25 protein-coding genes and 1 pseudogene are annotated in these 25,730 nt (G+C 66.3%); 15 read left to right on the forward strand and 11 right to left on the reverse strand.

The genetic code is table 11. The features are described 5' to 3' along the window. Nucleotides 1–74 precede the first annotated feature (74 nt). From ACTHN9_RS18950 to ACTHN9_RS18965, 4 genes are all read left to right on the forward strand, one after another. Nucleotides 75–1,250 carry a vWA domain-containing protein gene (locus ACTHN9_RS18950; RefSeq protein ID WP_440538343.1) on the forward strand — a complete coding sequence of 392 codons (1,176 nt, stop codon included), beginning with the start codon at nt 75–77 and terminating at the stop codon, nt 1,248–1,250. Nucleotides 1,251–1,424: 174 nt separating this feature from the next. Then, entirely contained in the window at nt 1,425–2,648 is a 1,224-nt protein-coding gene (locus ACTHN9_RS18955) for a benzoate/H(+) symporter BenE family transporter (RefSeq protein ID WP_440538313.1), read from the forward strand. A 149-nt stretch (nt 2,649–2,797) separates the two neighbouring features. After that, nucleotides 2,798–3,751: a transaldolase gene (gene tal, locus ACTHN9_RS18960; RefSeq protein ID WP_440538314.1), complete on the forward strand. Its 954-nt coding sequence runs from the start codon at nt 2,798–2,800 to the stop codon at nt 3,749–3,751. 46 nt (nt 3,752–3,797) lie between these two features. Next, entirely contained in the window at nt 3,798–4,217 is a 420-nt protein-coding gene (locus ACTHN9_RS18965) for a VOC family protein (RefSeq protein WP_440538344.1), read from the forward strand. A 147-nt stretch (nt 4,218–4,364) separates the two neighbouring features. Here ACTHN9_RS18965 and ACTHN9_RS18970 read toward each other — a convergent pair whose 3' ends face one another. The 8 genes and pseudogenes from ACTHN9_RS18970 to ACTHN9_RS19005 all read right to left on the reverse strand — a co-directional run bounded on the left by ACTHN9_RS18970 (nt 4,365) and on the right by ACTHN9_RS19005 (nt 12,074). Further along, entirely contained in the window at nt 4,365–5,492 is a 1,128-nt protein-coding gene (locus tag ACTHN9_RS18970) for an FUSC family protein (protein ID WP_440538315.1), read from the reverse strand. A 145-nt stretch (nt 5,493–5,637) separates the two neighbouring features. Beyond that, nucleotides 5,638–7,188, reverse strand: a pseudogene (gene mctP / locus ACTHN9_RS18975) (monocarboxylate uptake permease MctP). Continuing rightward, nucleotides 7,185–7,433 carry a DUF3311 domain-containing protein gene (locus tag ACTHN9_RS18980; protein ID WP_440538316.1) on the reverse strand — a complete coding sequence of 83 codons (249 nt, stop codon included), beginning with the start codon at nt 7,431–7,433 and terminating at the stop codon, nt 7,185–7,187. Before ACTHN9_RS18980 ends, mctP begins: the two are co-directional and overlap by 4 nt. Before the next feature lie 263 nt (nt 7,434–7,696). Continuing rightward, a complete protein-coding gene (locus tag ACTHN9_RS18985; RefSeq protein WP_440538317.1) occupies nt 7,697–8,665 on the reverse strand; it encodes a spermidine synthase in 969 nt (322 codons plus the stop codon). Nucleotides 8,666–8,774: 109 nt separating this feature from the next. Next, nucleotides 8,775–9,536, reverse strand: coding sequence for a glycosyltransferase family 2 protein (locus tag ACTHN9_RS18990; RefSeq protein WP_440538318.1), 762 nt, complete (start codon nt 9,534–9,536; stop codon nt 8,775–8,777). 80 nt (nt 9,537–9,616) lie between these two features. After that, a complete protein-coding gene (locus ACTHN9_RS18995; RefSeq protein ID WP_440538319.1) occupies nt 9,617–10,960 on the reverse strand; it encodes an NAD(P)/FAD-dependent oxidoreductase in 1,344 nt (447 codons plus the stop codon). Between the two features lie 116 nt (nt 10,961–11,076). Further along, a complete protein-coding gene (fabG, locus tag ACTHN9_RS19000) occupies nt 11,077–11,793 on the reverse strand; it encodes a 3-oxoacyl-ACP reductase FabG (RefSeq protein WP_440538320.1) in 717 nt (238 codons plus the stop codon). Between the two features lie 20 nt (nt 11,794–11,813). Beyond that, nucleotides 11,814–12,074, reverse strand: coding sequence for a phosphopantetheine-binding protein (locus ACTHN9_RS19005; RefSeq protein ID WP_440538345.1), 261 nt, complete (start codon nt 12,072–12,074; stop codon nt 11,814–11,816). Between the two features lie 455 nt (nt 12,075–12,529). Between ACTHN9_RS19005 and ACTHN9_RS19010 the strand changes: the two genes are divergently transcribed. From ACTHN9_RS19010 to ACTHN9_RS19055, 10 genes are read left to right on the forward strand one after another with little or no spacing between them, the layout of a single operon-like run. Next, nucleotides 12,530–13,189, forward strand: coding sequence for a hypothetical protein (locus tag ACTHN9_RS19010; RefSeq protein WP_440538321.1), 660 nt, complete (start codon nt 12,530–12,532; stop codon nt 13,187–13,189). Between the two features lie 58 nt (nt 13,190–13,247). Then, entirely contained in the window at nt 13,248–15,035 is a 1,788-nt protein-coding gene (locus ACTHN9_RS19015; RefSeq protein WP_440538322.1) for an AMP-binding protein, read from the forward strand. Beyond that, entirely contained in the window at nt 15,032–16,030 is a 999-nt protein-coding gene (locus ACTHN9_RS19020; protein ID WP_440538323.1) for an LpxL/LpxP family acyltransferase, read from the forward strand. The genes ACTHN9_RS19015 and ACTHN9_RS19020 overlap by 4 nt, the downstream gene beginning before the upstream one ends. After that, nucleotides 16,027–16,695: an outer membrane lipoprotein carrier protein LolA gene (locus ACTHN9_RS19025; RefSeq protein ID WP_440538324.1), complete on the forward strand. Its 669-nt coding sequence runs from the start codon at nt 16,027–16,029 to the stop codon at nt 16,693–16,695. The genes ACTHN9_RS19020 and ACTHN9_RS19025 overlap by 4 nt, the downstream gene beginning before the upstream one ends. Continuing rightward, nucleotides 16,695–19,253, forward strand: coding sequence for an MMPL family transporter (locus ACTHN9_RS19030; protein ID WP_440538325.1), 2,559 nt, complete (start codon nt 16,695–16,697; stop codon nt 19,251–19,253). Before ACTHN9_RS19025 ends, ACTHN9_RS19030 begins: the two co-directional genes overlap by 1 nt. Beyond that, on the forward strand, nt 19,250–20,164 hold the full coding sequence (locus ACTHN9_RS19035; protein WP_440538326.1) for a polysaccharide deacetylase family protein: 915 nt from the start codon (nt 19,250–19,252) through the stop codon (nt 20,162–20,164). The genes ACTHN9_RS19030 and ACTHN9_RS19035 overlap by 4 nt, the downstream gene beginning before the upstream one ends. A gap of 32 nt (nt 20,165–20,196) precedes the next feature. Next, nucleotides 20,197–21,441, forward strand: a complete 1,245-nt coding sequence (locus tag ACTHN9_RS19040; RefSeq protein WP_440538327.1) for a beta-ketoacyl-[acyl-carrier-protein] synthase family protein — start codon at nt 20,197–20,199, stop codon at nt 21,439–21,441. After that, nucleotides 21,438–22,262 (forward strand): beta-ketoacyl synthase chain length factor, encoded by an 825-nt coding sequence (locus ACTHN9_RS19045; protein ID WP_440538328.1) that lies wholly within the window; start codon nt 21,438–21,440, stop codon nt 22,260–22,262. The genes ACTHN9_RS19040 and ACTHN9_RS19045 overlap by 4 nt, the downstream gene beginning before the upstream one ends. Further along, nucleotides 22,259–22,759, forward strand: a complete 501-nt coding sequence (locus ACTHN9_RS19050) for a hotdog family protein (RefSeq protein WP_440538329.1) — start codon at nt 22,259–22,261, stop codon at nt 22,757–22,759. The genes ACTHN9_RS19045 and ACTHN9_RS19050 overlap by 4 nt, the downstream gene beginning before the upstream one ends. Next, complete coding sequence (locus ACTHN9_RS19055) at nt 22,756–23,019, forward strand: hypothetical protein (RefSeq protein ID WP_440538330.1); 264 nt, start codon at nt 22,756–22,758, stop codon at nt 23,017–23,019. Before ACTHN9_RS19050 ends, ACTHN9_RS19055 begins: the two co-directional genes overlap by 4 nt. 70 nt (nt 23,020–23,089) lie before the next feature. Here ACTHN9_RS19055 and ACTHN9_RS19060 read toward each other — a convergent pair whose 3' ends face one another. Beyond that, nucleotides 23,090–23,227: an entericidin A/B family lipoprotein gene (locus tag ACTHN9_RS19060; RefSeq protein ID WP_440538331.1), complete on the reverse strand. Its 138-nt coding sequence runs from the start codon at nt 23,225–23,227 to the stop codon at nt 23,090–23,092. Between the two features lie 202 nt (nt 23,228–23,429). On the opposite strand from ACTHN9_RS19060, the gene ACTHN9_RS19065 reads away from it, so the two are divergent. After that, nucleotides 23,430–23,942 (forward strand): DUF1697 domain-containing protein, encoded by a 513-nt coding sequence (locus ACTHN9_RS19065; RefSeq protein ID WP_440538332.1) that lies wholly within the window; start codon nt 23,430–23,432, stop codon nt 23,940–23,942. 79 nt (nt 23,943–24,021) lie between these two features. Here ACTHN9_RS19065 and ACTHN9_RS19070 read toward each other — a convergent pair whose 3' ends face one another. Both ACTHN9_RS19070 and ACTHN9_RS19075 read right to left on the reverse strand, forming a co-directional pair. Then, nucleotides 24,022–25,047: a MerR family transcriptional regulator gene (locus ACTHN9_RS19070; RefSeq protein WP_440538333.1), complete on the reverse strand. Its 1,026-nt coding sequence runs from the start codon at nt 25,045–25,047 to the stop codon at nt 24,022–24,024. Between the two features lie 76 nt (nt 25,048–25,123). Continuing rightward, nucleotides 25,124–25,666: a hypothetical protein gene (locus ACTHN9_RS19075; RefSeq protein ID WP_440538334.1), complete on the reverse strand. Its 543-nt coding sequence runs from the start codon at nt 25,664–25,666 to the stop codon at nt 25,124–25,126. Nucleotides 25,667–25,730: the final 64 nt, after the last annotated feature.

Genomic DNA, 25,730 nt, shown 5'->3' on the forward strand with positions numbered 1-25,730 from the left:
GCCCGAGCGTCGTGCGCCTGGCCGCTCGACGCTCGGGCGCCCGCGCAAGCCGTTGCGCCATCAGAGGCATCGGCATGCTGATCGACTTTTTCTACACGCTGCGCGCGGCCCAGTTGCCGGTGTCGGTCAAGGAATATCTGACGCTGGTCGAGGCCTTGCGAGCACGCGTGATCGGGCCCTCGCTCGACGATTTCTACTATCTCGCGCGCCTCACGCTCGTCAAGGACGAACGCTACTTCGACAAGTTCGATCAAGCGTTCGGCGCGTATTTCCGGGGCGTCCAGCAACTGACCGACGAAGCCTTCGAGCTGCCGCTCGATTGGCTCGAAGCCAAGTTGCGCCGCGAGCTGTCGGCCGAGGAAAAGGCGCAGATCGAAGCGCTGGGCGGGATCGACAAGCTCATGGAGCGGCTCAAGGAACTGTTCGACGAACAAAAGGAGCGCCACGAGGGCGGCAGCAAGTGGATCGGTACCGGCGGCACGTCGCCGTTCGGCAACGGCGGCTACCACCCCGAAGGCGTTCGGATCGGCGGCAAATCGGCCGGCAATCGGACTGCCGTCAAGGTCTGGGAGGCACGCGGCTACCGCGATTACGACGATGGGGTCGAAATCGGCACGCGCAACATCAAGGTCGCGCTGCGGCGGCTGCGCCGCTTTGCACGCGAAGGCGCGGCCGAAGAACTCGACCTGCCCGACACGATTCGCGGCACCGCCGCCAATGCCGGCTGGCTCGACTTGAAGATGGTACCCGAGCGGCACAACACGGTTAAGGTGCTGATGCTGCTCGACGTCGGCGGTTCGATGGACGATCACATCAAGCGCACCGAGGAACTGTTCTCGGCGGCGAAAGCGCAGTTCAAGCACCTCGAGTTCTACTACTTCCACAACTGCGTCTACGATCACCTGTGGAAGAACAACCGGCGCCGGCACGTCGAGCGCATGCCGACCTGGGACGTGCTGCACAAGTACACGCCCGATTACAAACTCATCTTCGTGGGCGATGCGACGATGAGCCCGTACGAAGTGTTGCAGGCCGGCGGCTCCGTCGAATACAACAATCCGGAGGCCGGAGCCGTGTGGCTGCGCCGCCTCGCGGATCGTTTCGAGCATCATGTATGGCTCAATCCCGAGCCCGAAGGATTGTGGGAATATCGTCAGTCGGTGTCCATCATCCGTCAGTTGCTCGGCGAACGCATGTATCCGCTGACGCTTGCGGGGCTCGAAACCGCGATGCGCAAGCTCAGTAAATAGCTTGGGCTCGCCGCTCGATCGTTCAGCATCGCGCGGCGCGCGGTTACCGGCGATCCCTGAGTCCAGGTAGCCCGTTTCAGTCGATTCGTCATTTGGTCATTTAGTCGTTTAGTCGTTTAGTCGTTCAGCCTTTTAGCCGCTATAGCCATTCAGCCGTCAGCCAGCCTCAACCCGATGACTTCCCCTTCCTCACCCGATCTGTCCGGCTCGCCCTCGATTCGCCGAGCGCTGACTCAACCGTTCGCCGATACCTCGCTGCATGCGATCGTCGCGGGCTTCGTCGCGATGATGACCGGCTACACGAGTTCGCTCGTCCTCGTGTTCCAAGCCGGCCGCGCCGCCCAGCTCTCCGATGCGCAGGTCTCGTCGTGGATCTGGGCACTCTCGATCGGGATGGCGTTCGCGACGATCCTGCTGTCGCTGCGTTTTCGCGCGCCTGTCGTCGTCGCCTATTCCACGCCCGGCGCCGCTCTGCTCATCGCGGCACTGCCGCACGTGCCGTATGCGGACGCTATCGGCGCCTACATCGTGAGCGCCGTCCTCATCACGGCCGTCGGGCTGACCGGCTGGTTCGACGCGCTCATGAAGCGCGTGCCGGCCGGCATCGCTTCGGCGCTGCTCGCCGGCATCCTGTTCGAAATCGGCATCGAGATCTTTCACGCGGCCCAGTACCAAACCGCGCTCGTGCTGACCATGTTCTTCGTCTATCTGTTCATGAAGCGCCTGCTGCCGCGCTATGCCATCTTGACGACGCTCGTCGTCGGCACGGCAGTCGCCAGCGCGCTCGGCCTCATCGACTTCAGCCGCTTTCACGTCGCGCTCGCGCATCCCGTCTTCACGATGCCGCGCTTCTCGCTATCGGCCGCCGTGAGCCTCGGCGTGCCGCTGTTCGTGGTCGCGATGGCCTCGCAGAACATGCCCGGGCTCGCGGTGTTGCGTGCCGACGGTTATACGACGCCCTCCACGCCGCTCATCTCGACAACGGGCGTCGTCTCGTTGCTGCTCGCCCCGTTCGGCTCGCACGGGATCACGCTCGCCGCGATCACCGCCGCCATCTGCACGGGGCCCGAAGCGCACGAAGATCGCACCAAGCGCTATACGGCGGCGATCTGGTGCGGCCTGTTCTACCTCGTCGCCGGCATTTTCGGCGCGACGATCGCCGCCGTGTTCGCCGCGCTGCCGAAAGCGCTTGTCGTCTCGGTGGCCGCGCTCGCCCTGTTCGGCTCCATCATGAGCGGCTTGACCAACGCAATGAGCAGCGTGCGCGAGCGCGAAGCGGCGCTCGTCACGTTCATGGTGACGGCCTCGGGGCTCACGCTGCTTTCGATCGGCTCGGCGTTTTGGGGCCTCGTCGCGGGCGTCATCACGCAAATCGTGCTGAACGCCCGGCGTGCGTAAGCGCAGGTCGTTCGGCGCCGATGGGGTCCCGGGTCGCGGTCTAGACTCGACGGGCCTAAAATAGTCGCATTCGCAGCGGGTCGAGCCGTTTTCGCGGTGCGACCCTCATCCAACCCTATTCGGAAGACGCTCCGCGTCGGAGAATCGACATGACTCATGCTCTCGAACAATTGAAGCAGTACACGACCGTCGTCGCGGATACCGGCGACTTCCAACAACTCGCGCAATACAAGCCGCGCGACGCCACGACGAACCCATCGCTCATCTTGAAGGCGGTGCAGAAAGACGCCTACAAGCCCCTGCTCGAGCAAACCGTCCGTGCCCACGCGAGCAAGCCCGCTACGGCCATTATCGATCATTTGCTGATCGCGTTCGGCTGCGAAATCCTCAAGATCATCCCGGGACGCGTATCGACGGAAGTGGACGCGCGGCTCTCGTTCGATGCCAAGCGTTCGATCGAGAAAGGGCACGAACTCATCAAGCTCTACGAAGCGGCCGGCATCGAGCGCGAACGCGTGCTGATCAAGCTCGCCTCGACCTGGGAAGGCGTGCGCGCCGCCGAAGTGCTGCAAAAGGAAGGCGTGAACTGCAACATGACGCTGCTGTTCTCGCCCGTGCAAGCGGCCGCCTGCGCGGAAGCCGGCGCCAAACTGATCTCGCCGTTCGTCGGGCGCATCTACGATTGGTACAAGAAGCAAGCCGGCAGCGAGTGGGATGAAGCCAAGATGGGCGGCGCGAACGATCCGGGTGTGCAATCGGTGCGCCGCATCTACGCGTACTACAAGCACTTCGGCTATGGCACGGAGGTCATGGGCGCGAGCTTTCGCACGACGAGCCAGATCGTCGAACTCGCGGGGTGCGACTTGCTGACGATCAGTCCCGATCTGCTGCAAAAGCTGCATGACAGCGACGAGAAGGTCGAGCGCAAACTCTCGGCCGAATCCGGCGCGGACGCCAAGATCGAGCGCCTCGCCGTCGACGAATCGTCGTTCCGCTTCCAGTTGAACGACGATGCGATGGCCACGGAAAAGCTCGCCGAGGGTATCCGTGCGTTCGCGGCCGATGCGATCAAGCTCGAAAAGCTGATCGACGCGCTGCGCTAATGGGTATCCGCATGGGCATGCCCCTTTGCTCCAGGAGGTCACGATGATGGTGGTTCAGCCTTATCTGCACTTCTACGGCCGCTGCGACGAAGCGCTCGCCTTCTACGAACGGGCGCTCGGTGCCGAGATCACGTTCAAGATGCGCCACAAGGAAGCCCCGGGCGAATACGCGGCCCAAGGCGAAGCCGGCGAGCGGATCATGCATGCCTCGTTCAAGGTCGGGCAGACCACGCTGATGGCCACGGACGGCCCGCCCGACGGGGCAACGAAGCCCACCTACTCGGGCTTCAGCATTTCCGTGTCGCTCGATAGCGTGGACAAAGGCGAGAAGATCTTCAATGCGCTCGCCGAGGGCGGCGAGGTGCGCTTCCCGTGGCAATCGACGTTCTGGGCGAAGGGCTTCGGCATGGTCACCGATCAATTCGGCGTGCCGTGGATGGTCAACGTCGAGAACAAGGAGCCCTGAGCGCTGGGGCTAGGGCTCGGCGTGTCGGTGCGAAGGCAGCCGCACCGGCGCGCTCCCGCACTCCCGCACTCCCGCACTCCCGCACGATTCGCGGCCGCCGGCCGGCTAGCGTTTGCCGGGCCGCGCTAGCGCCAAGCGCTGCTCGGCTCAGCGCCGGCTGCGCATCTGCGCGCGCGCCGCGGCATCGCCCTCGATATGCCAGTGCCGTTCCGTATCGGCGAGCAATGCCCGCAGCGCATCGACTTGCTCCGCGAACCACTCGGCAATCCAACGCGGCCCCGGCAGCGCGTCGTCGGGTACGCCGGCCCGCTCCCCGCTTTCGCTCGTCGCCTCGCCGTCCCTGCCGGGCACCGGTGCCGCCAGGCGCTCTCCCGCGCGCGATTCCGAACCGAACCGCAGCGCCCGCGCCATACGAAGCAACACGGCACGCTCGGTATAGCCTTCGTTTTCCGCCCCGCGCAAAACCTCGGGGTGCATCGCCGCACTCGTGGACATCATCTCCAGCGCGCTGAGCGTCGAGCGATGCAATCGCTGGATCGCCTCAAGGCGCTTGACCGGAATATCGACCTCTTTCGCCACCGACGGCATCAGCGAACGCAGTTTGACCAAGCGCGCATTCAAGGCGGCGAAGGCGGCGACATGCGCTTCGACGTCGAGCGGCCGGCCGCGCGCGATCCGGGCGCGAATCCGCGCGCATTCGCGTAGATTCCGCGCGAGTAGATAGCGCCACGAATAGGTGGCATAGAGCGGCAGCGCGAACGAAAAGGCGAGCGCGACGGCGATGCCGATCATCACGTTCAGCGTGCGCCACAGCCCGGTATCGATCGTGCTGTCGCCGTGACCCGCGACAATGCAGATCGTGATGGCCGTCAGCAGCGCGATATAGCCCGCCTGGCCGATCGCGTAGTAACCGCACACGCCGGCTGCAATCGCCATGAGCACATAGGTGAGCGGCATCGAACCGATCACGTGCAATTGCATGATCAGCAAGAGCCCGACCAGCGCGCCGAGCATCGTTCCGAGGGCCCGGTCGGCCGCCTTCTTACGGATATTGCCGTGATGCTGCAAGCCGCCGATGACGACGAGCACCGTCACCGACGCCCAGATCCCGTTCGGCACATGGATGCCGGTCGTGACGAGGATCGACACCAGCATGGCCATGCCGACGCGAAAGGCGTGCAGCACGCTGGCGTGCCGGTACCGATAGTAGGGCGAGACGACGACGCTGGCGAGCGACGCCGCCAGCCATCGAAGGGGGCGAACGCGATTGATCACAGGGGCGATTGTCGGTTAAACGCGGCACGTCGTCGAGTTGCGCGACGCGTGCGATAGACGTGAAAAAGGGCGGCACGCAGCCGCCCTGGCACTGAATCGAAGCCTGCGCACCGCCCGCCACGACAGGCAAGCGGTGCGCCGGGCTTCAACCTTCGACCACGTCGAGGTAGTCCTCCGGACGCGTCCGGTCTTCGGCATGGCTCATCCCGATCGCGCGGACCGCGATGCTGACGACGATCGCGACGACCAGATTGACGATCAGCGACCACACGGCCGCGTAACCCGGAATAGCGTAGCCGCCGAAATGGAGCGCGAAGATCGAACTCTTGAGCCCCGTCGAACCGGCCATCCACGTCCCGACCGCGATACCGACCGCCCAGCCGGCCAGCAACCCGCGCGAATCGAGCTTGCGCGTGTACAGGCCGAGCACGATGGCCGGCAGCGTCTAGATGATCCAGATCCCGCCCAGCAACTGCAACTGGATCGCATACGTGAGCGGCAAGCCGAGAATGAAGGCGACGGCCCCCACCTTGACGATCAGCGAAACGAGCTTGGCGACGCCCGTTTCCTGCTCGGGCGACATGTTGCGGTTCACGAACTCCTTATGGATGTTGCGCGTGTACAGGTTCGACGCGGCGATCGACATGATGGCCGCCGGAACGAGCGCGCCGATGGCGATGGCCGCAAAGGCGACGCCCACGAACCACGATGGGAAAAAGTGCAGGAACAATGCCGGCACGGCGAAGTTCGGGCCGAACGCCTTGAAGTACGGGGCGAACTCGGGCATGTCCTTCACGCCGGATGCGAGCGCCATGTAGCCGAGCAGCGCGAGCAAACCGAGGACGAGCGAGTACGCCGGCAGCATGGCCATGTTGCGGCGGATGCTGTTGCCCGAGGACGACGAGAGAATGGCCGTGATCGAGTGCGGGTACAGGAACAAGGCGAGTGCCGACCCGACGGCCAAGGTCGCGTACGCGCTATAGCCGTTCATGCTCGCGACGTCGGGCGCCTTCAGCAGCAGCTTCGCGGGCGGCACGACGCTGAAGATGTGGCCGAAGCCGCCGAGCTGTGCCGGAATGACGATGATCGCCGCGATGATCGTGATGTAGATCAGCAGATCCTTGACGACCGCGATCATGGCCGGCGCGCGCAGGCCCGACGTGTACGTGTAGGCCGCGAGAATCGCGAACGCGATGATGAGCGGCAGATCGCCGACGAAGCCCGTCGTATCGAAACCGAGACCGCCGATCACCACTTCGATGCCGACGAGCTGCAGCGCGATGTAGGGCATCGTCGCGACGATACCCGTCACCGCGACAGCCAGCGCCAGCGTCCGGCTACCGTAGCGCGCGTTGACGAAGTCGGCCGACGTCACATACCCGTGGCGCTTGGCGACGGCCCACAGCTTGGGGAACACCACGAACGCGAACGGATAGATGAGGATCGTATAAGGCAACGCGAAAAAGCCCGTCGCGCCCGCGCCGAAGACGAGTGCCGGCACGGCCACGAACGTGTAGGCCGTGTATAAGTCCCCGCCGAGCAGGAACCACGTGACGACCGTCCCGAAGCGGCGGCCGCCGAGACCCCACTCTTCCAAATGGGCGAGGTCGCCGCGACGCCAATGCGCGGCGACGAAACCGAGGATCGTCACCCCGATGAAGAACAGGACGAAAACGAAGGTTGCTGTTGCGTTCATCGAGCGTCTCCGGCAGCGGCGCCCGTGCTCGAACGCGGTTTCGATTTGGTCTTGAAGTAGACCAGGGCCGTGATGACGGCACTCACGAGTACCCAGAACAGCTGGTACCAGTAGAAGAACGGGAAGCCGGCCAGTTGCGGTTCGACCTTGTTGTACGACGGTACCCAGATCATCGCGATCCAGGGTATGACCAGTAGCCAGAGCCAGTGCTTGGAGGCTCGATTGGCGTCGGCATTGTGAGCCATGACGTCTCCTCTTTTACTCTTTATCCACCCCGCCGGACCGGCTCTCGAGGAGCGCGTCCCGGATCAGCGCCAGCCCGACACCCGCATGGAGCGCGGCCGGCCAGCATCCTTCAGCTTATTAAGCTTGGGAAGAGTATAAGAGCGTTGCCCGAACGGTCAAGCGGGACAGACCCGGGGCCAGAGCGCTCGCGCAAGCCCGCCCGGCGTACTTGCGCGCGGGCGAGGCTAGGTCGGAGGCTAGGTCGGCTAGGCAGGCGAAGCGATCAAATCGCGAACGCGACAGGCTTGGACGTCGGCGCCTTGCCCGCGCTCGTCGTGCGCACCTGCTGCAACGCCTTCACCCAGCGGCGCGCGGGCAAGCCGAGCTGCGCCTCGATCAGCTTCGCGCGGCTCATGAGCGCGGCGTACTCGATCTCGAGCGCCGGGCCCGAGAAAGCGAGCGCGATGCGGTTGCCTTCGTGGACTTCGGGCAGCGCGATCACCCGGCCGTCGAACGCGGCGTTCAAGTGCTTCATGTTTCGCACGAAGCTCGGGTGATCGCCGAACAGGTTGATCGTCGCGATCCCGGCGCCGGTCAGACACGCGCGCACGGCGCGATAGAACGCCACGGTGTCGTGCACGGGCCCGCGTGCCGTCGCATCGTAAAGATCGATCTGCATCGCGCCGATCGTCCCGTGGTTCGCGCGATCGTTCACGAAATCCCATGCGTCGATTTCATGCACCGTCAAACGCGCGTCGTCGTGCGGCAAGGCGAACATCGTGCGAGCAGCGACGACAACCGCCGGATTGAGCTCGACGGCCTCGACATGGGCACGCTGCAGGAACCGATAAGCGAACTTCGTGAGCGCCGCCGCACCGAGGCCGAGCTGCACCACCCGCTTCGGCGTTTCCAGGAACACCAGCCATGCCATCATTTGCTGCGCGTACTCGAGTTCGATACGGTCGGGCTTGTTGATGCGCATCGCGCCCTGTACCCACTCGGTACCGAAGTGCAAATAGCGCACGCCGCGCTCTTCCGAGAACGTGACGGGCGCGAAGCGCGGTTTGCGCGGCAGGTCGATACGCGGGGCGTTGCGGCCGTCGGCTTCGTCGATCGCGTCGGCCCGGGCCGCGCGCGAGACGCGTTTGGAAGAAGCGGCTTGCGCACGGCGCGTGCGATCGGCGCGATCGGCGCGATCGCCGCGCGCAAAGGCGCGCGCTTCCGCTGAAGCGCGCTTGATGAGGTCGGTCATGAGAAAGGTGGCGCGTCTTGGCGCTAGTTGAATCGGACGAGAGGATAGCATCGTCGGGCGGGCTTGCCTGGCGCGCCGGCCGAACGGTCCGGCACTAGCGGCGCCCGACCTACGATAAGCGGCGCAGGGCGAGCAGCGGCAAACGCAGCACGAACTCGAACAACAGCCTCAGGTACATCCACACCAGCACGACGTTGGTGCGGCCGTAGCGGAAATGCGAAACGCCGCCCTCCTCGCGCTTGAAGTAGCGCACCGGCGCCTCGACGTTGATGGGCTTCACCCCGCGCCAGCATAAGCGCACGGCCGCTTCGGGATCGAAATCGAAGCCCCGCATCCCGCGCCGGCCGGACATGAGCGCGCGCAGCGGCGCGATCGGATAAACGCGGAAGCCGAACAGCGAATCGCCGATCCCGGCCCACAGCGTTTCGATGTCGGCGCACAAGTTCGATAGCTTGCGCCCGAGCACGCGCACGCGCGGCGCGCTCTCGTCGAATTTCGGCAGTCCGAGCACCATGCAATCGGGCCGCGAGCGTGACGCCGCCATAAAGGCGCCGATCAGCTCGGCCGGATGCTGACCGTCCGAATCCATCGTCAGCGCGTGCGTGAACCCGTGCGCGGCCGCTTCGTTCAGGCCCGCCAGCACCGCCGCGCCCTTGCCGCGGTTGTGCGGCAGCACGATCACGCGCAGCCCCGGATCGTCCCGCGCCATGGCCTGCAGGCGTTCGGCGCTGCCATCGGTGCTGCCGTCGACCACGACCCAAACGGGCGACCACTGTCCGCGTGCCTGGCGCACAGTATCGTCGCCCTTCGGTCCCGGGTTGTAGCTCGGGATCAGCACGAGGTGGGTACTCGAAGCGACGGGAACGGGCATCGGCATAGCGGTAGGCGTCGCGGCCAAGCGGACGCGTTCGTGTCGAATCGGTTCGAGCCGTGCAACGGCCATTTCGCGCCTCACCCTGCCGCCATCCCTGCTTCGTCGGCTTGCCGCAACATCCGGCGGCGCGCCCGCCACGCGCGCAGCGAGCGGCGCGCGGCCAGCACGGCCGACACATAGTAGATGGCCTTGAAGGTGCGCAGCGACGGCCAGATCGGCGTGTCGTCGAAGATGTCGCCGGCGAGTACCGACAGCAGCGCCTCCTTCACGCGAAACACGTTGCGCGGGTTCATGAACAGATCGCGCATGGCCGGGGTCGTCATGCGGTAGATGAACCAGGAAAACACCTGCGGCCCGCGGCGTATGCCGCGGTCGAATTTCGCCAGCGCCGCGTCGGCGCGAGCCGGGTCGCGCAGGCAGACATCGATCGCTTCCGCGCCGAGGAACGCGCTGTGCATCGCGAGCATCACGCCCGTCGAGAACACCGGATCGATGAAAGCGAACGCGTCGCCGAGCAGCACGAAGTTGCGCCCGTGCGTCACGTCGCCCGAATACGAGAAATTGCCGGTCGCCTCGACCTGCGATACGAGCTTCGCGTCGCGAAGCCGCTCGGCGAGGGCTGGGCAGAGGGCGATCGTGTCGAGGAAAAATGCCTCGATCGACGTGCCGCGCGGGCGCTGCTTCAGATAATGCGGCCATACGACGGCACCGATACTCGTCGCGCCGTCCGAGAGCGGGATGAACCAAAACCAGCCGTGCTCGAACCAATAGATCGTGATGTTGCCTTCGTCCGCGCCCGAATGGCGGTGCGCGTCGCGAAAGTGCGCATACAGCGCGCTGCTCGTGTGCTTCCTATTGCGCTGTTTCGTGCGCATCCGGTTGGCTAGCACCGTATCGCGGCCGGACGCGTCCACCACGAAACGCGCATGGCATCGGTAGGGCCGCCCATCGTCGCGGGTTGCGCTCACGATGGCGCCGTTGCTACCGTCGAGAAATTCGACGTCGCGAACTCGACACCCTTCGACGACGTCGGCGCCGTGAACGGCCGCGTTACGCAGCAAGATCTCGTCGAGCTGCGAGCGACGCACTTGGTAGGCGTAAGGCATCGACTTGTCCCAAGCCTCGGCGAAAGGGAAACGTTCGAGCCGATCGCCATGCTGCGGCGACACGAATTCCGCGGCCGGCTTCATCATGCCGATTTCGCGCACGGCCTCGCCCACGCCGAGCCGCTCGAACAGTCGCAAATTGGCCGGTAGCAGCGATTCGCCGATATGAAAGCGCGGGTGACGCGCCTTCTCGAGCAATTGCACACGGTAGCCGGCGTCGGCCAGCAAGGTCGCCGCGGTCGAACCTGCCGGTCCGCCGCCGATCACGGCAACATCCCAACTCGGCATATCGGCCAGGCTCGATTGATTCGTCATAGATCCGCTCCTCGTGACTGGACGGCTAGGTGCTTGCACGTGCGCTCGGGGTCTGCTCGGGCTCGGCTCGGCGTCCGCTCCAGGTCCGCTTCGATTGCCCGTGCCCGCGCGCGCAGCTATAGCTGCCCCCCGTTGATCGACATGACCTGCCCGGTCACGAATGCGGCGGCGTCCGAGACGAGATAGGCGACCATCGCGGCCACCTCGTCGGCCCTGCCGCTGCGGCCCACCGGCACCAATTGCTTAACGCGTTCGGGCGGGAATACCGCCTCCGTCATCGGCGATTCGATAATGCCCGGCGCCACCGCGTTGACGGTAATACCGCGCGAGGCCAGTTCGAGCGCGAGCGACTTCGTGGCACCGATGAGTCCGGCCTTCGCGGCCGCGTAGTTCGTTTGTCCGCGATTGCCGGTCAATGCCGACACCGAGGCGATATTGACGATCCGTCCGTGGCGCGTGCGTATCATCGGCAACAACAGCGGCTGGGTGACGTTGAAAAAACCGTTTAACGTCACATCGATGACGCTGCGCCACTGCTGCTGCGACATGCCGGCCATGGGGGCATCGTCGTGGATGCCCGCATTGTTCACGAGGATTTGCACGGGGCCGTCTTCGAGCAGGCGCTCGAGCGCGGCGCGCGACGCCGTTTCGTCGGTAACGTCGAACGCGATCGCCTGTGCCGCGCCGCCGGCCCGAACGAGGCGCGCGGCCACCGCCTGCGCCGCTTCCAAGTGGCGGTGCGCGTGCACATGAACGTCATGGCCGGCTCGAGCAAGCGCTTCGCAGATCGCTTGCCCCAACGCCCCGCTGCCGCCCGTCACCAATGCTTTCATCGGGACTCTTGCCTTGGCAATCAGCGCACGCGATGCTCGGCCACGTACTGTGCCAACGCACCGAGTGTCGCGAAGATTCTCTTGTTGTCGGGATTGTCCGAACGCAGCTCGAAGCCGTACTTCTTCGAGATCAGCAAGGCGATTTCGAGGATATCGATGGAGTCGAGCCCGAAGCCTTCGCCATAGAGGACCGTCTCTGCCGAAACGTCGGCGATTCGAACCTCTTCAAGGTTCAATTCGCGAATCATCAGTTCCGCGAGTTCTCTTTCAAGTTCATTCATCATACTTACGACCCACTGACTGCGGGGAGGGGCGAGCTGACCGGTCACCCGTTTCGCGGGCCTCCCGCAAAGCCGTTTGCAAGCCGCTCAAGCAATAAAGGGGCCCGTTCAAGTCCGAGCGATTTTAGTCGATGCCTTTCGTGACGTATACTCGGAAAGGTTACCGAATGAAGCGGCCGAACAACCGTTCGTCTTCGCCGTACGATCTCGCCCCGGCGCGCCACACCTGGCCCCACGGGCCGTTCGTCCCCGAACCCGTCATCCGGGTGCGCCGATCGCTGTACAAAAAGGTTACAAAACGAATCACCGGCGTCACGCGAACTCCGTATGATCCATCGAACGCAACCATCGTAGTCGCGCGCGCAGCGTTTTTCAGAAATGGTATTAGCTTCTCTTTCTTTCGTACGGTTTCATTCGGGTGTTATAGCAGGTCGTTCGCAGCGGGGAGACATCGAGTGAATCGAATCGGCTCGATTGCGCGCGGTATCGCCGGCGCGGCGCTCGTGATCGCCTATGAAGCCGGCGCTCACCATGTCGTCGGCGCGCCGGGGCTCGCCGGGTTGGGACTCGCGCTCGTGCTTGCGCCGGCGGCCCTCCTGGCGCTCGGCACCGCACTCTCCTCGCCGCGCCGTGTCCTGCTCCTGCCGCTCTTGGCCGCCGCCGCCGTGGCGCTATGGGTCTCGCGCGGTGTCCTCGTGCGCCATTACGAATGGGGCCTGTTTCTCGAGCATGCGCTCGTCAACGGTGCGCTCGGGTGGGTGTTCGGCAGGACGCTCGCGCGGGGCCGCGAGCCGCTGTGCAGCCGGTTTGCCGCGATGGTTCACGGCAGGCCGCTGGCACCCGAGGTTGCCGCTTACACGCGGCGGATCACGGCCGCTTGGACGTCGTTTTTCGTCGTCGTCGTGGCCGTTTCGGCGCTGCTTTTCGCCACGGCTTCGCTCGACACCTGGTCGACTTTCGCCAACTATTTGACGCTGCCGCTCGCCGTGCTCATGTTCGTCGGCGAGCACGCCTGCCGCCGTATCGCGCTGCCCCATGTCCGCCGCTCGAGCATCGTGGAGAGCTTTCGCGCTTACCGTCGCTCGATGCGCACGGGCCCCGTGCCCTCTCGGTGAACGGGCGATCGGACCCGCTAAAATCGCCGTCAACCGCGCTTAGTTCGTATTCGACGCCATGCCGCATTTGCCGCTCGTTTCTCATCCTTCTCCCGATCGGACGATCGCCTGGCGCGACGGCTCGCCCGTCGCGGTGCGCGAATTTCTCGCCGACGTCGACGCGCTGGCGGCGCACTTGCCGGCCGGCGGCCACGTGTTCAACGTCTGCAAGGATCGCTATCGTTTCACGGTCGGGCTGTGCGCCGCGCTGCTCGCGGGCAAGGTGAGCCTGCTGCCGTCGAGCCATACTCTGCACACGGTGCGGCAACTGCAGGCGTTCGCGCCCGATGCGTTCTGCCTCTACGATGCCGACGACTGCGCGGTCGAGCTGCCGCTTTTTCGCTACCCGAGCGCGCCCTATCGCGCCTTACCGGGCGACGCGTCGGTGCCGCACATCGACGGCGACCGCGTGATGGCCTACGTCTTCACCTCGGGATCGACGGGAGCGCCCGTCCCGCACCGCAAGACCTGGGGCTTTCTCGTCAAAAACGTGCGGGCGGCGGCGGCGCGGCTGGGCTTGCACGACGAGCAAGGCGGCACGCTCGTCGGCACCGTACCGCCGCAGCACATGTACGGCTTCGAATCGACCGTCTTGCTCGCATTGATCGGCGGGTTGGCCTTCAGCAATGGCCAGCCGTTTTATCCGGGCGACATCCGCAGCGAACTTGCGACCGTGCCGGCGCCGCGCATTCTCGTCACCTCGCCGATTCACCTACGCGCGCTGCTCGCGTCCGAGCCCGCGTTGCCGCAGGCATCGCTGATCCTATCGGCGACAGCGCCGCTTTCCGAAAAACTCGCGGCGCAAGCCGAGGCGCGCCTCGGCGCGCCGTTGATGGAGATCTACGGGAGCACCGAGACGGGCCAGATCGCCACGCGCCGAACGGCGCGCGGCGCCACCTGGGAGCTGTTCCCCGAAGTCACGCTGACACGGGGCGCCATACCGAACGGCACCGATGGCGGCGACGCCGACGCCGACCAGGTTTGGGCCGCCGGCGGTCACGTCGAAGTGCCGATTCCCATGGGCGATGCGCTCGAACTGATCGACGACACCCACTTCCTGCTGCACGGACGCAAGGCCGATCTCGTCAACATCGCCGGCAAGCGCACCTCGCTCGCGTACCTCAATCATCAGTTGACCGCCATTGCCGGCGTCGACGACGGCGCGTTCTTCATGCCCGACGACGCCGAGCGGGACTCGAGCGCACCCGATGCCGAGCGTACCTTGTCCGTCAAGCGGCTCGTCGCGGTCGTGGTCGCGCCGACGCTTTCATCCGCCGAGGTGCTGCGCAGCCTGCGCGAGCGCATCGATGCCGCGTTCATGCCGCGCCCGCTTCTATTCGTCGACAGCTTGCCGCGCAACGGCACCGGCAAGCTGCCGCGCGACGCGCTCGCCGCGCTCGTGGCCGCGCGGCTGACGCGCGCCGAAGACACTGCCGCCGGCGAGGACGGCGACCGTGTGCTCCTCCATGCCAATGACCGTGTCGAGCCAGGGCCCGACGGCCGGTACGGTCCGATCTTGTTCGAACTCGCCGCGGACCATCCTGCGCTCGCCGGTCATTTTCCGGGGCGGCCGATCATTCCCGGCGTCGTCTTGCTCGACTGCGCCATCGAACGGATCGGCGAGGTCCTCGGGCGGCGGCTCGACGCGTGCCGCATCGGATCGGCGAAGTTTACGTCGCCCGCCGCGCCGGGCGAGCCGCTCGCCCTCTCGTTCCATTGCGACGAGCGCGGCGCGATCCGCTTCACGATCGCCGCGGGCGAACGCACGACGGTGACGGGCGTGCTGACGGAAAGGAGCGCGCCATGAGCACGCACTCGCCGCCCGATCGTTCGATCTGGGCACAGCGCGAAGAGCGCAGCAACTTCGCCACGCTCCGGCTCATGACGTGGATCTCGCTGCGCCTGGGGCGGCCGTTCGGCCGGGTCCTGCTGCGCGGCATCGTCTTGTATTACCTGTTGCTCGCACCGGCGGCCCGGCGCGCCTCGCGCGCCTACCTCGCGCGCGTGCTCGGGCGGCGTGTGCGCTGGCGCGACGTCTATCGTCATATTTTCGTCTTTGCGACGACGATACACGATCGCGTCTATCTGCTCAGCGAACGCTTCGATCTATTCGATATCCGCGTGCAAGGCGGCGAACTCGTCGATGCGGCACTCGCCGCCGGACGTGGCGCATTCCTCGTCGGCGGGCACTTCGGCAGCTTCGAAGTGCTGCGCGCCATTGGCCGCACGCGTCCGAGCCTGCGCGTGGCGATCATGATGTACGAGGAAAACGCGCGCAACGTCAACGCGGCGCTGGCCACCGTGAATCCCGCCGTGAAGCGGGACGTCATCGCCCTTGGGCGCCCTGAAGCCATGCTCGAGGCGCGCGAGTATCTCGATGCCGGCGCGATGATCGGGATGCTGGCCGACCGCACGCTACGGCAAGACGGCGGCGATACGCTGCTGCCGCTCGAATTCCTCGGCGGGCGCGTCGGATTTCCGCTTGGGCCGATGCGCATGGCCGCCATGCTCGGGCGCCCCGTTATCTTCCTCACTGGGGTCTACCGCGGCGGCAACCGCTACGATGTCCACTTCGAAGCGCTCGCCGATTTTTCGGAAACGCCACGCAGCGAGCGCGCCGCGCAGGTCGACGCGGCCGTCGCCCGCTATGCCCATCTGCTTGAGCAGCACTGCCGCCAAGCGCCGTACAACTGGTTCAATTTCTTCGACTTCTGGCGCGAGAGCGCGCCAACGCCAAGCGAGATACCGCCCGAGCACACGCAGCGGGAGCGCACGCGGACGACTGGGACCTTAGACGCATGACGCCATCGTTGCTTTTCGCCACCCGTTTGCGCCGCCAGGGCGTGTCGCTGGCCGCCGCCGTGCTGGCAGGACTTTGCCTAGCCGCGCCGCTGCCCGGCTTCGCCGCTGCCCCGGCCGCAGCTGCATCGGCGAGCGCGACCGCGGCAAGCCCGCAAGCCTGGACGCTCGACCGGCTGATGTCTACGCTCGCGCAGCGCAAGTCCGGGCATGCCGACTTCGTGGAAACACGATATCTCTCGATTGCGGCCAAACCGATCGAATCGTCGGGCCAGCTCGCCTTCGCCGCCCCCGATCATCTCGAGAAGCTGACCGTGAGCCCGAAGCCCGAGCGGCTTGTCGTCGACGGCGACAAGCTGACGATTGCGCGCGATCGGCGTCAGTACACGATCTCGCTCGCGCACTATCCGGAACTCGAGGCGTTCATCGACAGCATCCGTGCGACGCTCGTCGGCAATCGCTACGCGCTCGAGCAGCGCTACAAGGTCTCCCTCGACGGTCACGGCGAGAACTGGACCTTGACGCTCACGCCGCTCGACTCGCGCATGCTCAAGGCCGTGCGCACCATTACGCTCGACGGCACGCGCGACCTGCTGCGCACCGTCGTCATCGAGCAGCCCGACGGCGATCGCTCCGTGATGCGGCTCAGCCACGCGACGAACGAGTGATGCGCGAGCCGACGCCGAACCGGTCCCCCGCAGCGCTTCGTGCGTGGCTGGCGCAGCGCGCGGTGCCCCTGTGGCTGCTGTTTTTGATCGGCTGCGCGCTCGTCGCCGCCCGCGCGCACTTCACGGCGGACCTATCGGCATTCCTGCCGCGTGCGCCGAGCGCCGAGCAGCGCGTGCTCGTCGATCAATTGCGCGACGGCGCGATCTCGCGACTCATGCTCGTGGCCATCGAAGGCGGCGACGCGCAAACGCGTGCCGATATCTCCCGCAGCATGGCCGCCGCACTGCGTAAAGACCCTCGTTTCGTCTCCGTGAATAACGGCCAAAACGCCGACGAAGCGCGCGACGAGCGCTTCGTCTTCGCGCACCGCTACGTGCTGAGTCCCGACGTGACGCCGCAGCGGTTCACGGAGACTGGACTGCATCGCGCGCTCGGCGACAGCCTCGATTTGCTCAGTTCGTCGGCGGGACTCATGACGAAGGATCTGCTGCCGCGCGATCCGACAGGCGAAACGATGGCGATCGTCGGCCAGTTCGACGGCGAAGCACAGCCGGCGTCGGCCGATGGCGTGTGGGTATCGCGCAGCGGCAAGCGCGCCTTGCTCGTCGCGCAAACGGCCGGCCCGCTCTCCGATACCGACGCGCAGGCCAGCGCGATGAGCGCCATCCGCGCCGCCTTCGAGGCCGCCTCGCGCAACCTTCCTCACGCCGGCTCGTACCGGTTGCTGCTCACCGGCCCCGGCGTGTTCTCGGTGCAAACGCGCGATACGATCAAGCACGATGTCGAACGGTTGTCCGCGATCAGTCTCGCGCTGGTCGTCGGCTTGCTCCTCGTCGTCTATCGCTCGCCGCGCACGCTCGCGCTCGGGCTCGTGCCCGTGTTATCGGGCATCGCCGCGGGCCTCGCCGCAACCAGCCTCGTCTTCGGCACCATCCATGGGCTGACGCTCGGTTTCGGCACCACGCTGATGGGCGAGGCCGTCGATTATTCGATCTACCTCTTCGTGCAATCGGCGCGGCCCGGCGTGTCGGCGCCATCGAGCGACGCGGTGCGCGCCTGGCTCGCCGCCTACTGGCCGACGATCCGGCTCGGCATGCTCACTTCCGTCTGCGGCTTTGCGTCGATGGTGTTCTCTGGCTTTCCAGGGCTCGTGCAACTCGGCGTCTACTCGATCGCGGGGCTCGTCGCCGCGGCGGCCGTGACCCGGTACGTCTTGCCGCATCTGCACCGGCGCGCCGTTGCCATGCGCGATCTTGCGCCGCTCGGCGCGTGGCTGGCGCGCGCCGTTCGCGTCGCGCCGCACCTGCGTTGGCCGTTCGCCACCCTGCTGCTGTTCGCCGCGGCCTCGCTCGCCCTGCATCGCGGGGCGCTGTGGAGCCATGAGTTATCGGCACTGAGCCCCGTGCCCGCCGCGGCACAAGCACTCGATGCGACGCTACGCGCCGACGCCGGCGCACCCGACGTGCGCTATCTCGTCGTCGTCACCGGGGCCAGCGAGCAGAGCGTGCTCGAAGGCGCGGAGAAAGTCTCGGCCAAGCTGCAGCCGCTCGTCGATTCGGGCGTGCTCGCCGGCTTCGAAAGCCCCTCGCGCTACCTGCCGAGCGACGCCACACAACGGGCTCGGCTGGCCAGTTTGCCGCCGGCCGCCGAACTCGAAACCCGCATGCGCGCGGCGGTCGCGGACCAGAACGTCGAAGTCGAAGCGAGCGTCTTCGCGCCGTTCATCGCCGACGTCCAACGCGCGCGCGCTGCGCCGCTGCTGACCCGGGCCGATCTGCGCGGGACATCGATGGGACTTGCGCTCGACGCACTGCTCACGCAACGCTCGGGCCGCTGGCAAGCGGTGCTCTCGCTGCGCGCGCCGGCTGCGGCGAGCGCGGCGCCCTCGGCGACGGCTGGGCCGCACGCCCCAGACGCGAACGAGGGCAGCCTCGACGCCCGTCGTATCGAGGCGGCCGTCGCGGCAGCCGGCGTGCCGGATGCGCTCTTCGTCGATTTGAAGCGAGAGGCCGACGCGCTCTACGTCAACTATGTGCGCGAGGACATCCGCATGTCGCTCGTGGGGCTGGCGGCTATCGTCGCGCTGCTCGGATTCGCGCTACGCGATGCCCGGCGCGTCGCGGCCACGCTCGCACCGCTCTTGGCAGCCGTGCTCGTCGTGACCGCGGGCTTCGCGCTCGCGCACGAGCCGCTCACGATCCTGCACCTGATCGGGCTGCTGCTCATCGTCGCGATCGGCTCGAATTACGCGCTGTTTTTCAACCGTCGCCCGAGCGCAGTCAATCCGGCCTCGGCCGAAGCGCCGCACGCCATCGCGCCGCAAACGCTCGTCTCCCTGCTGATCGCCAACCTGGCCACCGTCGCGGGCTTCGGATTGCTCGCGCTCTCGCACGTTCCCATGCTGGAATCGTTCGGCTTGACGGTAGGACCGGGGGCGATGCTTGCGCTGCTCTTCTCCGCCATCCTCGCACCGCGCACGACGCAAGCGAGTCCCGCGACACGAACCCGCCGTTCGGCAGCAACGATAGACGCTCAACACGGAAGGCCCACCACTTGAATCCCACGCTCGCGCCGCTCGTCTCGCGGCCTTCCTCCGCCATCGCGGCCGGCGCGCCGCGCCGCTGGCGACCGACACCCGCCCTCGCCGCCATCATCGCGGTCCACGCAGGCGCCGCGGTATTCGCAGCGGCGCAGCCCGCCTCCTGGCCCTACGCGCTAGCGGCGATCGTGGTCTCGCACGCGATCGCGGTGGCCGCGGGGCTCTGGCCGCGCAGTGCGTTGCTCGGGCCGAATTGGACACGGCTGCCGGAGCACGTCGGCGCGCAGATCGCGATCACGATCGACGACGGCCCCGATCCCGAAGTGACGCCCCAAGTCCTCGATTTGCTCGATCGTTACGAGGCCCGTGCGACGTTTTTCTGCATCGGCGAACGCGCACTGCGCCACCCGGCCCTCGTCGCGTCGATCGTGGCGCGCGGCCACAGCGTGGAGAATCACAGCCAGCGGCATCGGCATTATTTTTCGCTGCTCGGTCCGCGCGCGATACGGCGCGAAATCGAAGCCGCGCAGCGTACGTTAACGGAATCGACCGGCACCGCGCCGCTCTTTTTCCGTGCGCCGGCCGGGCTGCGCAATCCGTTTCTCGAACCTGTGCTGTGTGCGCTCGGCCTGCAACTCGCGAGCTGGACGCGGCGCGGATTCGACACTCGCGCAAGCGATGCGGCGCTCGTCGCCGAACGGCTGTTGCGTGGGCTCGCGCCGCGCGACATTGTGCTGCTGCACGACGGCAACGCGGCACGCGACGAGCAAGGGCGTCCCGTCATCCTCGATGCGCTCGAAACCGTGTTGCGCGGCGCGCGCGATGCCGGGCTGTCGTGCGTCACGCTGCGCGCCGCGCTGGCGAGCGCGCGCGCTTTTTCCTCGGCCGCCCCGGCAGCCGAGGCGGAAAGCGCGCCCCCTACGCGCTGAGACCTTTGGCGCTGGCACAGGAATCGAATGCCGTGAATCCACTCGAACTCACCCACTTCACCGCGACGAGCTGTATCGGTCGCGGGCTTGCCCCGACACTGCAAGCGTTGCACGAGCAACGCAGCGGCCTCTCGCCGTGCCGTTTCGACCGCGCCGATCTGGCAACGTGGGTCGGCGCGGTCGAGGGTGTCGACGATGCCCCCGTGCGCGCCGACCTGCGCGATTTCGATTGCCGCAATCATCGGCTCGCGCAGCTCGGCCTCGAACAAGACGGGTTCGCCGACGCAGTCGCGGATGCGGTGGCGCGCTACGGCGCAGCGCGCGTCGGCGTGTTTCTAGGAACGAGCACGTCGGGCATTCTCGAAACCGAGCAAGCCTATCGGCGGCGCGCCCCGCAAACCGGCGCATTGCCGCAAGGCTTTCACTACGCGAATACGCACAACAGCTACTCGCTCGCCGCGTTCGTGCGCGCGTACTTCGGGATCGAAGGACCCGCCGCGTCGATTTCGACGGCCTGCTCGTCCGGGGCGAAGGTCTTCGGCTCCGCGAGGCGCATGATCGAGGCCGGATTGATCGATGCGGCCGTTGTCGGCGGGGTGGACTCGCTCTGTTTGACGACGCTCTACGGCTTCAATTCGCTCGAATTGCTCTCGCGCGAGCCGTGCCGGCCGTTCGACGTCGAACGCCGCGGCATTTCGATCGGCGAAGCCGCGGCGTTTGCGCTGCTCGAACGCCCCCGCCACGCGCAGGGCGATGCCGTTTTGCTTCTGGGCATCGGCGAATCGAGCGACGCTCATCACATGTCGAGCCCGCACCCCGAAGGGCTCGGCGCTCGGCTCGCGATCGAAGCGTCGCTCGCGCAAGCAGGGCTCGCCGCGGCCGACATCGACTACATCAACTTGCACGGCACCGCGACCCCGAGCAACGATGCGGCGGAAGGTCTCGCCGTGCGCGCGCTATTCGATGGCACGCCGTGCAGCTCGACCAAAGGCGCGACCGGTCATACGCTCGGGGCGGCAGGCGCGCTCGAGGCGGCGATCTCGGCGCTCGCGCTGCGCCATCGGTTCATGCCCGCCGGCGTCGGCACGAGCGAGCCGGATCCGGCCTTGAATCTTCGATACGTGCTTAAGAGCCGCAGCGCTGCGCTCCGCTATGTGCTCAGCAACTCGTTCGGCTTCGGCGGCACCAATTGCAGCCTCGTCTTCGGCCGCGCCGATGCCCATGCCGATGCGGCCGCCGAACCCGGCACCGCTGACGAAAGGAGTACCGCACGATGAAGGCGACGAGCGTTTATGTCGATGGCGTCGGTCTTATCGGGCCGGGTCTCGCCGATTGGCCGCAGGCCGTACAAGTCATGACGGGTGCCGCGGCTTATGCGCACGCGCCGACGGCGATTCCGCCGCCCACCGCGCTGCCGGCGGCCGAGCGCCGACGCACGAGCCCCTCGGTGAAGCTTGCGCTCGCCATCGGCCAGCACGCCGCGCAAGCCGCCGGGCGCGATCCGGCGAAACTTGCCGCGGTTTTCGCCGCCTCGGGGGGCGACGGCGAGAACTGCCATGCGATCTGCGAGATGCTTGCCGGCGAAGATCGATTCATCTCGCCCACGCGCTTTCACAATTCGGTGCATAACGCGCCCGCCGGGTACTGGAGTATCGCCGCTCACGCCATGGCCCCATCGAACGTGCTGTGCGCCTACGACGGCAGCTTCGCCGCGGGTTTGCTCGAGAGCGCCTGCCAAGTCGCTGTCGATGGGCACGACACGCTGCTCATTGCGTCCGACACCGGGTATCCGCATCCGCTGCGCGAGACGCGGTGCATCCGCGATGCGTTCGGGACCGCCCTCGTATTGGCGCCGGCCGAGTCCACGCGAACCCTTGCGCGCATCGACGTGCGGCTGACCGATGCGCCGGCCACGACCCTCGCCTCGCCCGCGCTCGAATCCGTCCGCCGCGACAATCCGGCGGCCCGTGCGCTACCGCTGCTCGAAGCGCTCGCGACGCAACGCGCGGCGAGCGTCGTGCTCGACTACCTCGACGATCTTCGCGTACGTATCGACGTGACGCCCCATGTTGCCCGCACGGAGAGCGCATTGCCATGAACGCGCCCGCCCTGCCCGCCACGCCGCTCGACCGCGCTTGGATCGCCGCGCATATCCCGCACAGCGGCGCGATGTGTCTGCTGGACCGGGTCGTGCGCTGGGACGCCGACACGATCGAATGCAGCGCGACGAGCCATCGCGATCCGCTCAACCCGTTGCGCAGGAACGGGCGGCTCGCCACCGTATGCGGCGTCGAGTATGCGGCTCAAGCGATGGCCGTACACGGCGCCGTGCTCGGCGCGCAATCGGCCCGGCCGCGCGCGGGCTTTCTCGCGAGCGTGCGCAGCGTCGAGCTGCATGTCGAGCGGCTCGATGCGTTCGACGCGCCGCTCGCGGTCCACGCCGAACGCATCGGCGGCGATGCCGACAATGTGCTTTATCGCTTCACGGTGCGCTGCGGCGCGCAACTGCTGCTCGAAGGGCGAGCCGCCGTCATCCTCGACGCGCGCACGGCCACCGCGCAGCCTCACGATGCATTAAAGGGAGAAAGACCATGAAAAACCGCCAGTGGCTGCTCGCCGTGTTGATCGGCACGCTCGCAGGTCCTGCCGCGCACGCGGACGTGAAGACGACGGCGCACGAAGCGAAAGAAAACATCAAAGCGGCCGGCAAGAAGTTCGGCGAGGACACGCGCGACGCGGCGCACGAGATCGGGCACACGGCCAAGGCCGCGGGCCATGCCGTGGCCAGCGGCACCCGCAAAGGCTACTATGCGACGAAACACGCGATCCGAAAAGCTGTCGGCAAAGACGACTAGCGACGTGCGGCTCGCGCATGCCGCTAGCCGCCCGGCCGTTCGCGCCATTGAGCGCTTGCCTTGCGCCGCGCTAGTCGGAGTGCCGCTCGGCCGAATTGGTGATGGCGTGACCACCCTTCGAAATATCCTGGCCGGCGCCGGCCACCGTGTTGCAGGCGGTCAGCGAGAGCGTGCTGACAAGCAGAAGGAATGCGATGAGTCGTGTCATGAGAGTCCTCCCTTGGCAAGACGGAAACGAGCCCCCGGGCGCTTACGGATAGCGTGGCGCTCGTGCCCTGTATAGCCGAGGCAGCAATCGCCGTGCCCGCTACCTCGGCGGCCGACGTGCGAGCGAAGGCGCTTACCTGCCGGCGTTCGGCGGCGCGCACGTGCTATCGTCGCCGATCCGAGCATCCTCTAAGAGAGCCTCGATGACCCGATACGTCGCATTCTTACGCGCAGTGAACGTCGGCGGGACCGGCAAGCTCCCGATGGCCGAGCTACGCGGCATGTGCGAATCGATCGGCTTTACGCAAGTGCGCACCTATATCGCGAGCGGCAACGTCGTGTTCGACAGCGCCCTACAAGCGGCGCGCGCCAAGCGCCTGCTCGAGCAAAGCCTTGCAGCCTATGCAGGCAAGCCGGTGGGGGTCTTGATCCGCACCGGCGCCGAATTGGCCGCGGTGCTGGCAGGCAACCCCTTCAAATCCGCCGCGCCGAATCGCACCGTGGCGATCTTTCTCGATGCGCCGCCGCCTGCCGACGCGCTCGACAAGGCGAGCGGGCGTCGAAACGAGGAAATGGCGCTCGGTGCGAGGGAAATCTACGTGAGCTACGGAGACGCAATGGCCCACTCCAAGCTCAAGATTCCTGCCGCGAGCGCCGGCACCGCGCGCAATATGAACACGGTCGCGACCCTCGTCGATTGGATGACTAGCGATTGACGAGGCGCGTCGACGCCGAGGCGTGGCTCATGGGGCGAGCGGACCGAGGCGCCGCGACGCGGTGTCCTCTCATCGTCGATCAGGATCGAACCGCTCCCGCCATCGCTTGACGGACGAAAGCAATCAGCGAATCGTCGGCCCATGTGCCCGCTTTGAGTTCGGCTTCCCGCTCCAGCGCCTGGCGAAACTTCAAATGCGTATTCGGGTCGTCGCCGGCATAGCTTGTGAATAGCGCGAGCCAACGCCGAGCCAGCGCGCAGCCTTGCGGCGAATCGGGCGCGACGCCCGCGTCCATCGCATCGCGCACGTCCGCCATCAGCTTCGGCCACTCCATCGCGCCTTTACCGTAATTCGCGCGCATGAAGCGAATTTCATCGGGCGACAGATAACGCTCGTAGATCCGCATCTTCGTTTCGGAAAACGCCGACAGCACATAATCGCGCAGCGCCGTCGAGATGCCGATGTGCGCTTGCATGACCGGTTCGTTCTCGTGCATCACATTAAGCTTCGCGAGCAGACGCGGATCGCCGCCGGTGTCGCGCACCAGCATCGTCATCCAGCGCACGGCAAGCCGGCCCGCCGTGTCGTCTTCGGGCGGCGTGCCCCGCTCCATCGCCGCGCGCACCTCGGCAATGAGTGCCGTCCACTGCGGATCGGTCTCGTGGCCGTTGTAGTGCGCCGGCAAGCGCGCCAACTCTTCCTCGGAAAAATATTTGTCGTACATGGTCATCCACTCCAACGTCGTGAGCCAATCGGCCAGATCGGGCTCCCCGCCGCCCTGCAGCACGCCGTGCAAGCGAGTCAGGCGCTCGCGCAAGCGCGAGGCCCGCTCGATCTCTCGATCGAGCATGGCGATCTGCCGTTCGACGATCGATGCGAGCGGTGTATCCGGCCGAGCCAAGTGAGCACCGATCTCGGCGAGCGAGAGACCGAAACGACGCAATGCCTGGATGTGATGCAGCCGAGCGACGTCGTGGCGGTCGTACAAGCGATAACCGTTATCGGCGCGCGCCGAAGGCGTGAGAAGACCGATCGCATCGTAGTGATGCAGCGTACGAACCGTGAGTCCGCTACGTCTTGCCAGTTCTCCCACTTTCAACAACATTCGGGCCTCCGTTTCGATGCGCATGTCGAAAGCTAAGGTCTCACGTTGCGTGAGGGTCAAGACGGGCGATCGATGGTCAGTTGCTCGGCCGCGCAAACCCGTTTTCCACCCAGCTTGCGGCGCTCGCCCGGCTGAGCTTGAAGTTTGCGGCCACCTGGACTTGCGCGAGCGGCTCGCCGAACGCGTCGAGCGCGGTCAAAAGCGCATACGGCTCGTCCTCGTCGGGCACGATGTCGAGCGTGACCTCCCACTCGCCATCGCCCGTTGCCGCCGCAACCGTCACGCGTTTGTGCAATTGCGCGCGCAGTTGCTGCTCGTGCCGGCGCAAGACTTCCGACGCCGTTTTCACGAGCGTATTGAACGCGGCCGCATCGAGCGGCTTGGGGTCTTTCTTATTGCGCCCCATCGTCCACGGTCCGACGAGCGCGGGCTCGGGCTCGCCGTCTTTGATCATTTCGACGGCCCACCCGTCGTCGTCCTCGTTTTTGATGACACGCGCGGTCCAACCGCCATCTCGCCACAAGCCATTTTCGTGCAGCGTCTCGGGAATCTCCGCGAAATCGCTATCGTCCATGGCGCCGTTTGCGGAATCGGGCGCGGAAAGGGAGGTATCGGTCATTGGCAGTTCGGTGATGGCGTGCGCAGCGCGCGGCACGAAGCGTGCGATTGTACCCGCCGCCCAC

The organism is Trinickia sp., assembly GCF_051953405.1.
Classification (GTDB): Bacteria; Pseudomonadota; Gammaproteobacteria; order Burkholderiales; family Burkholderiaceae; genus Trinickia.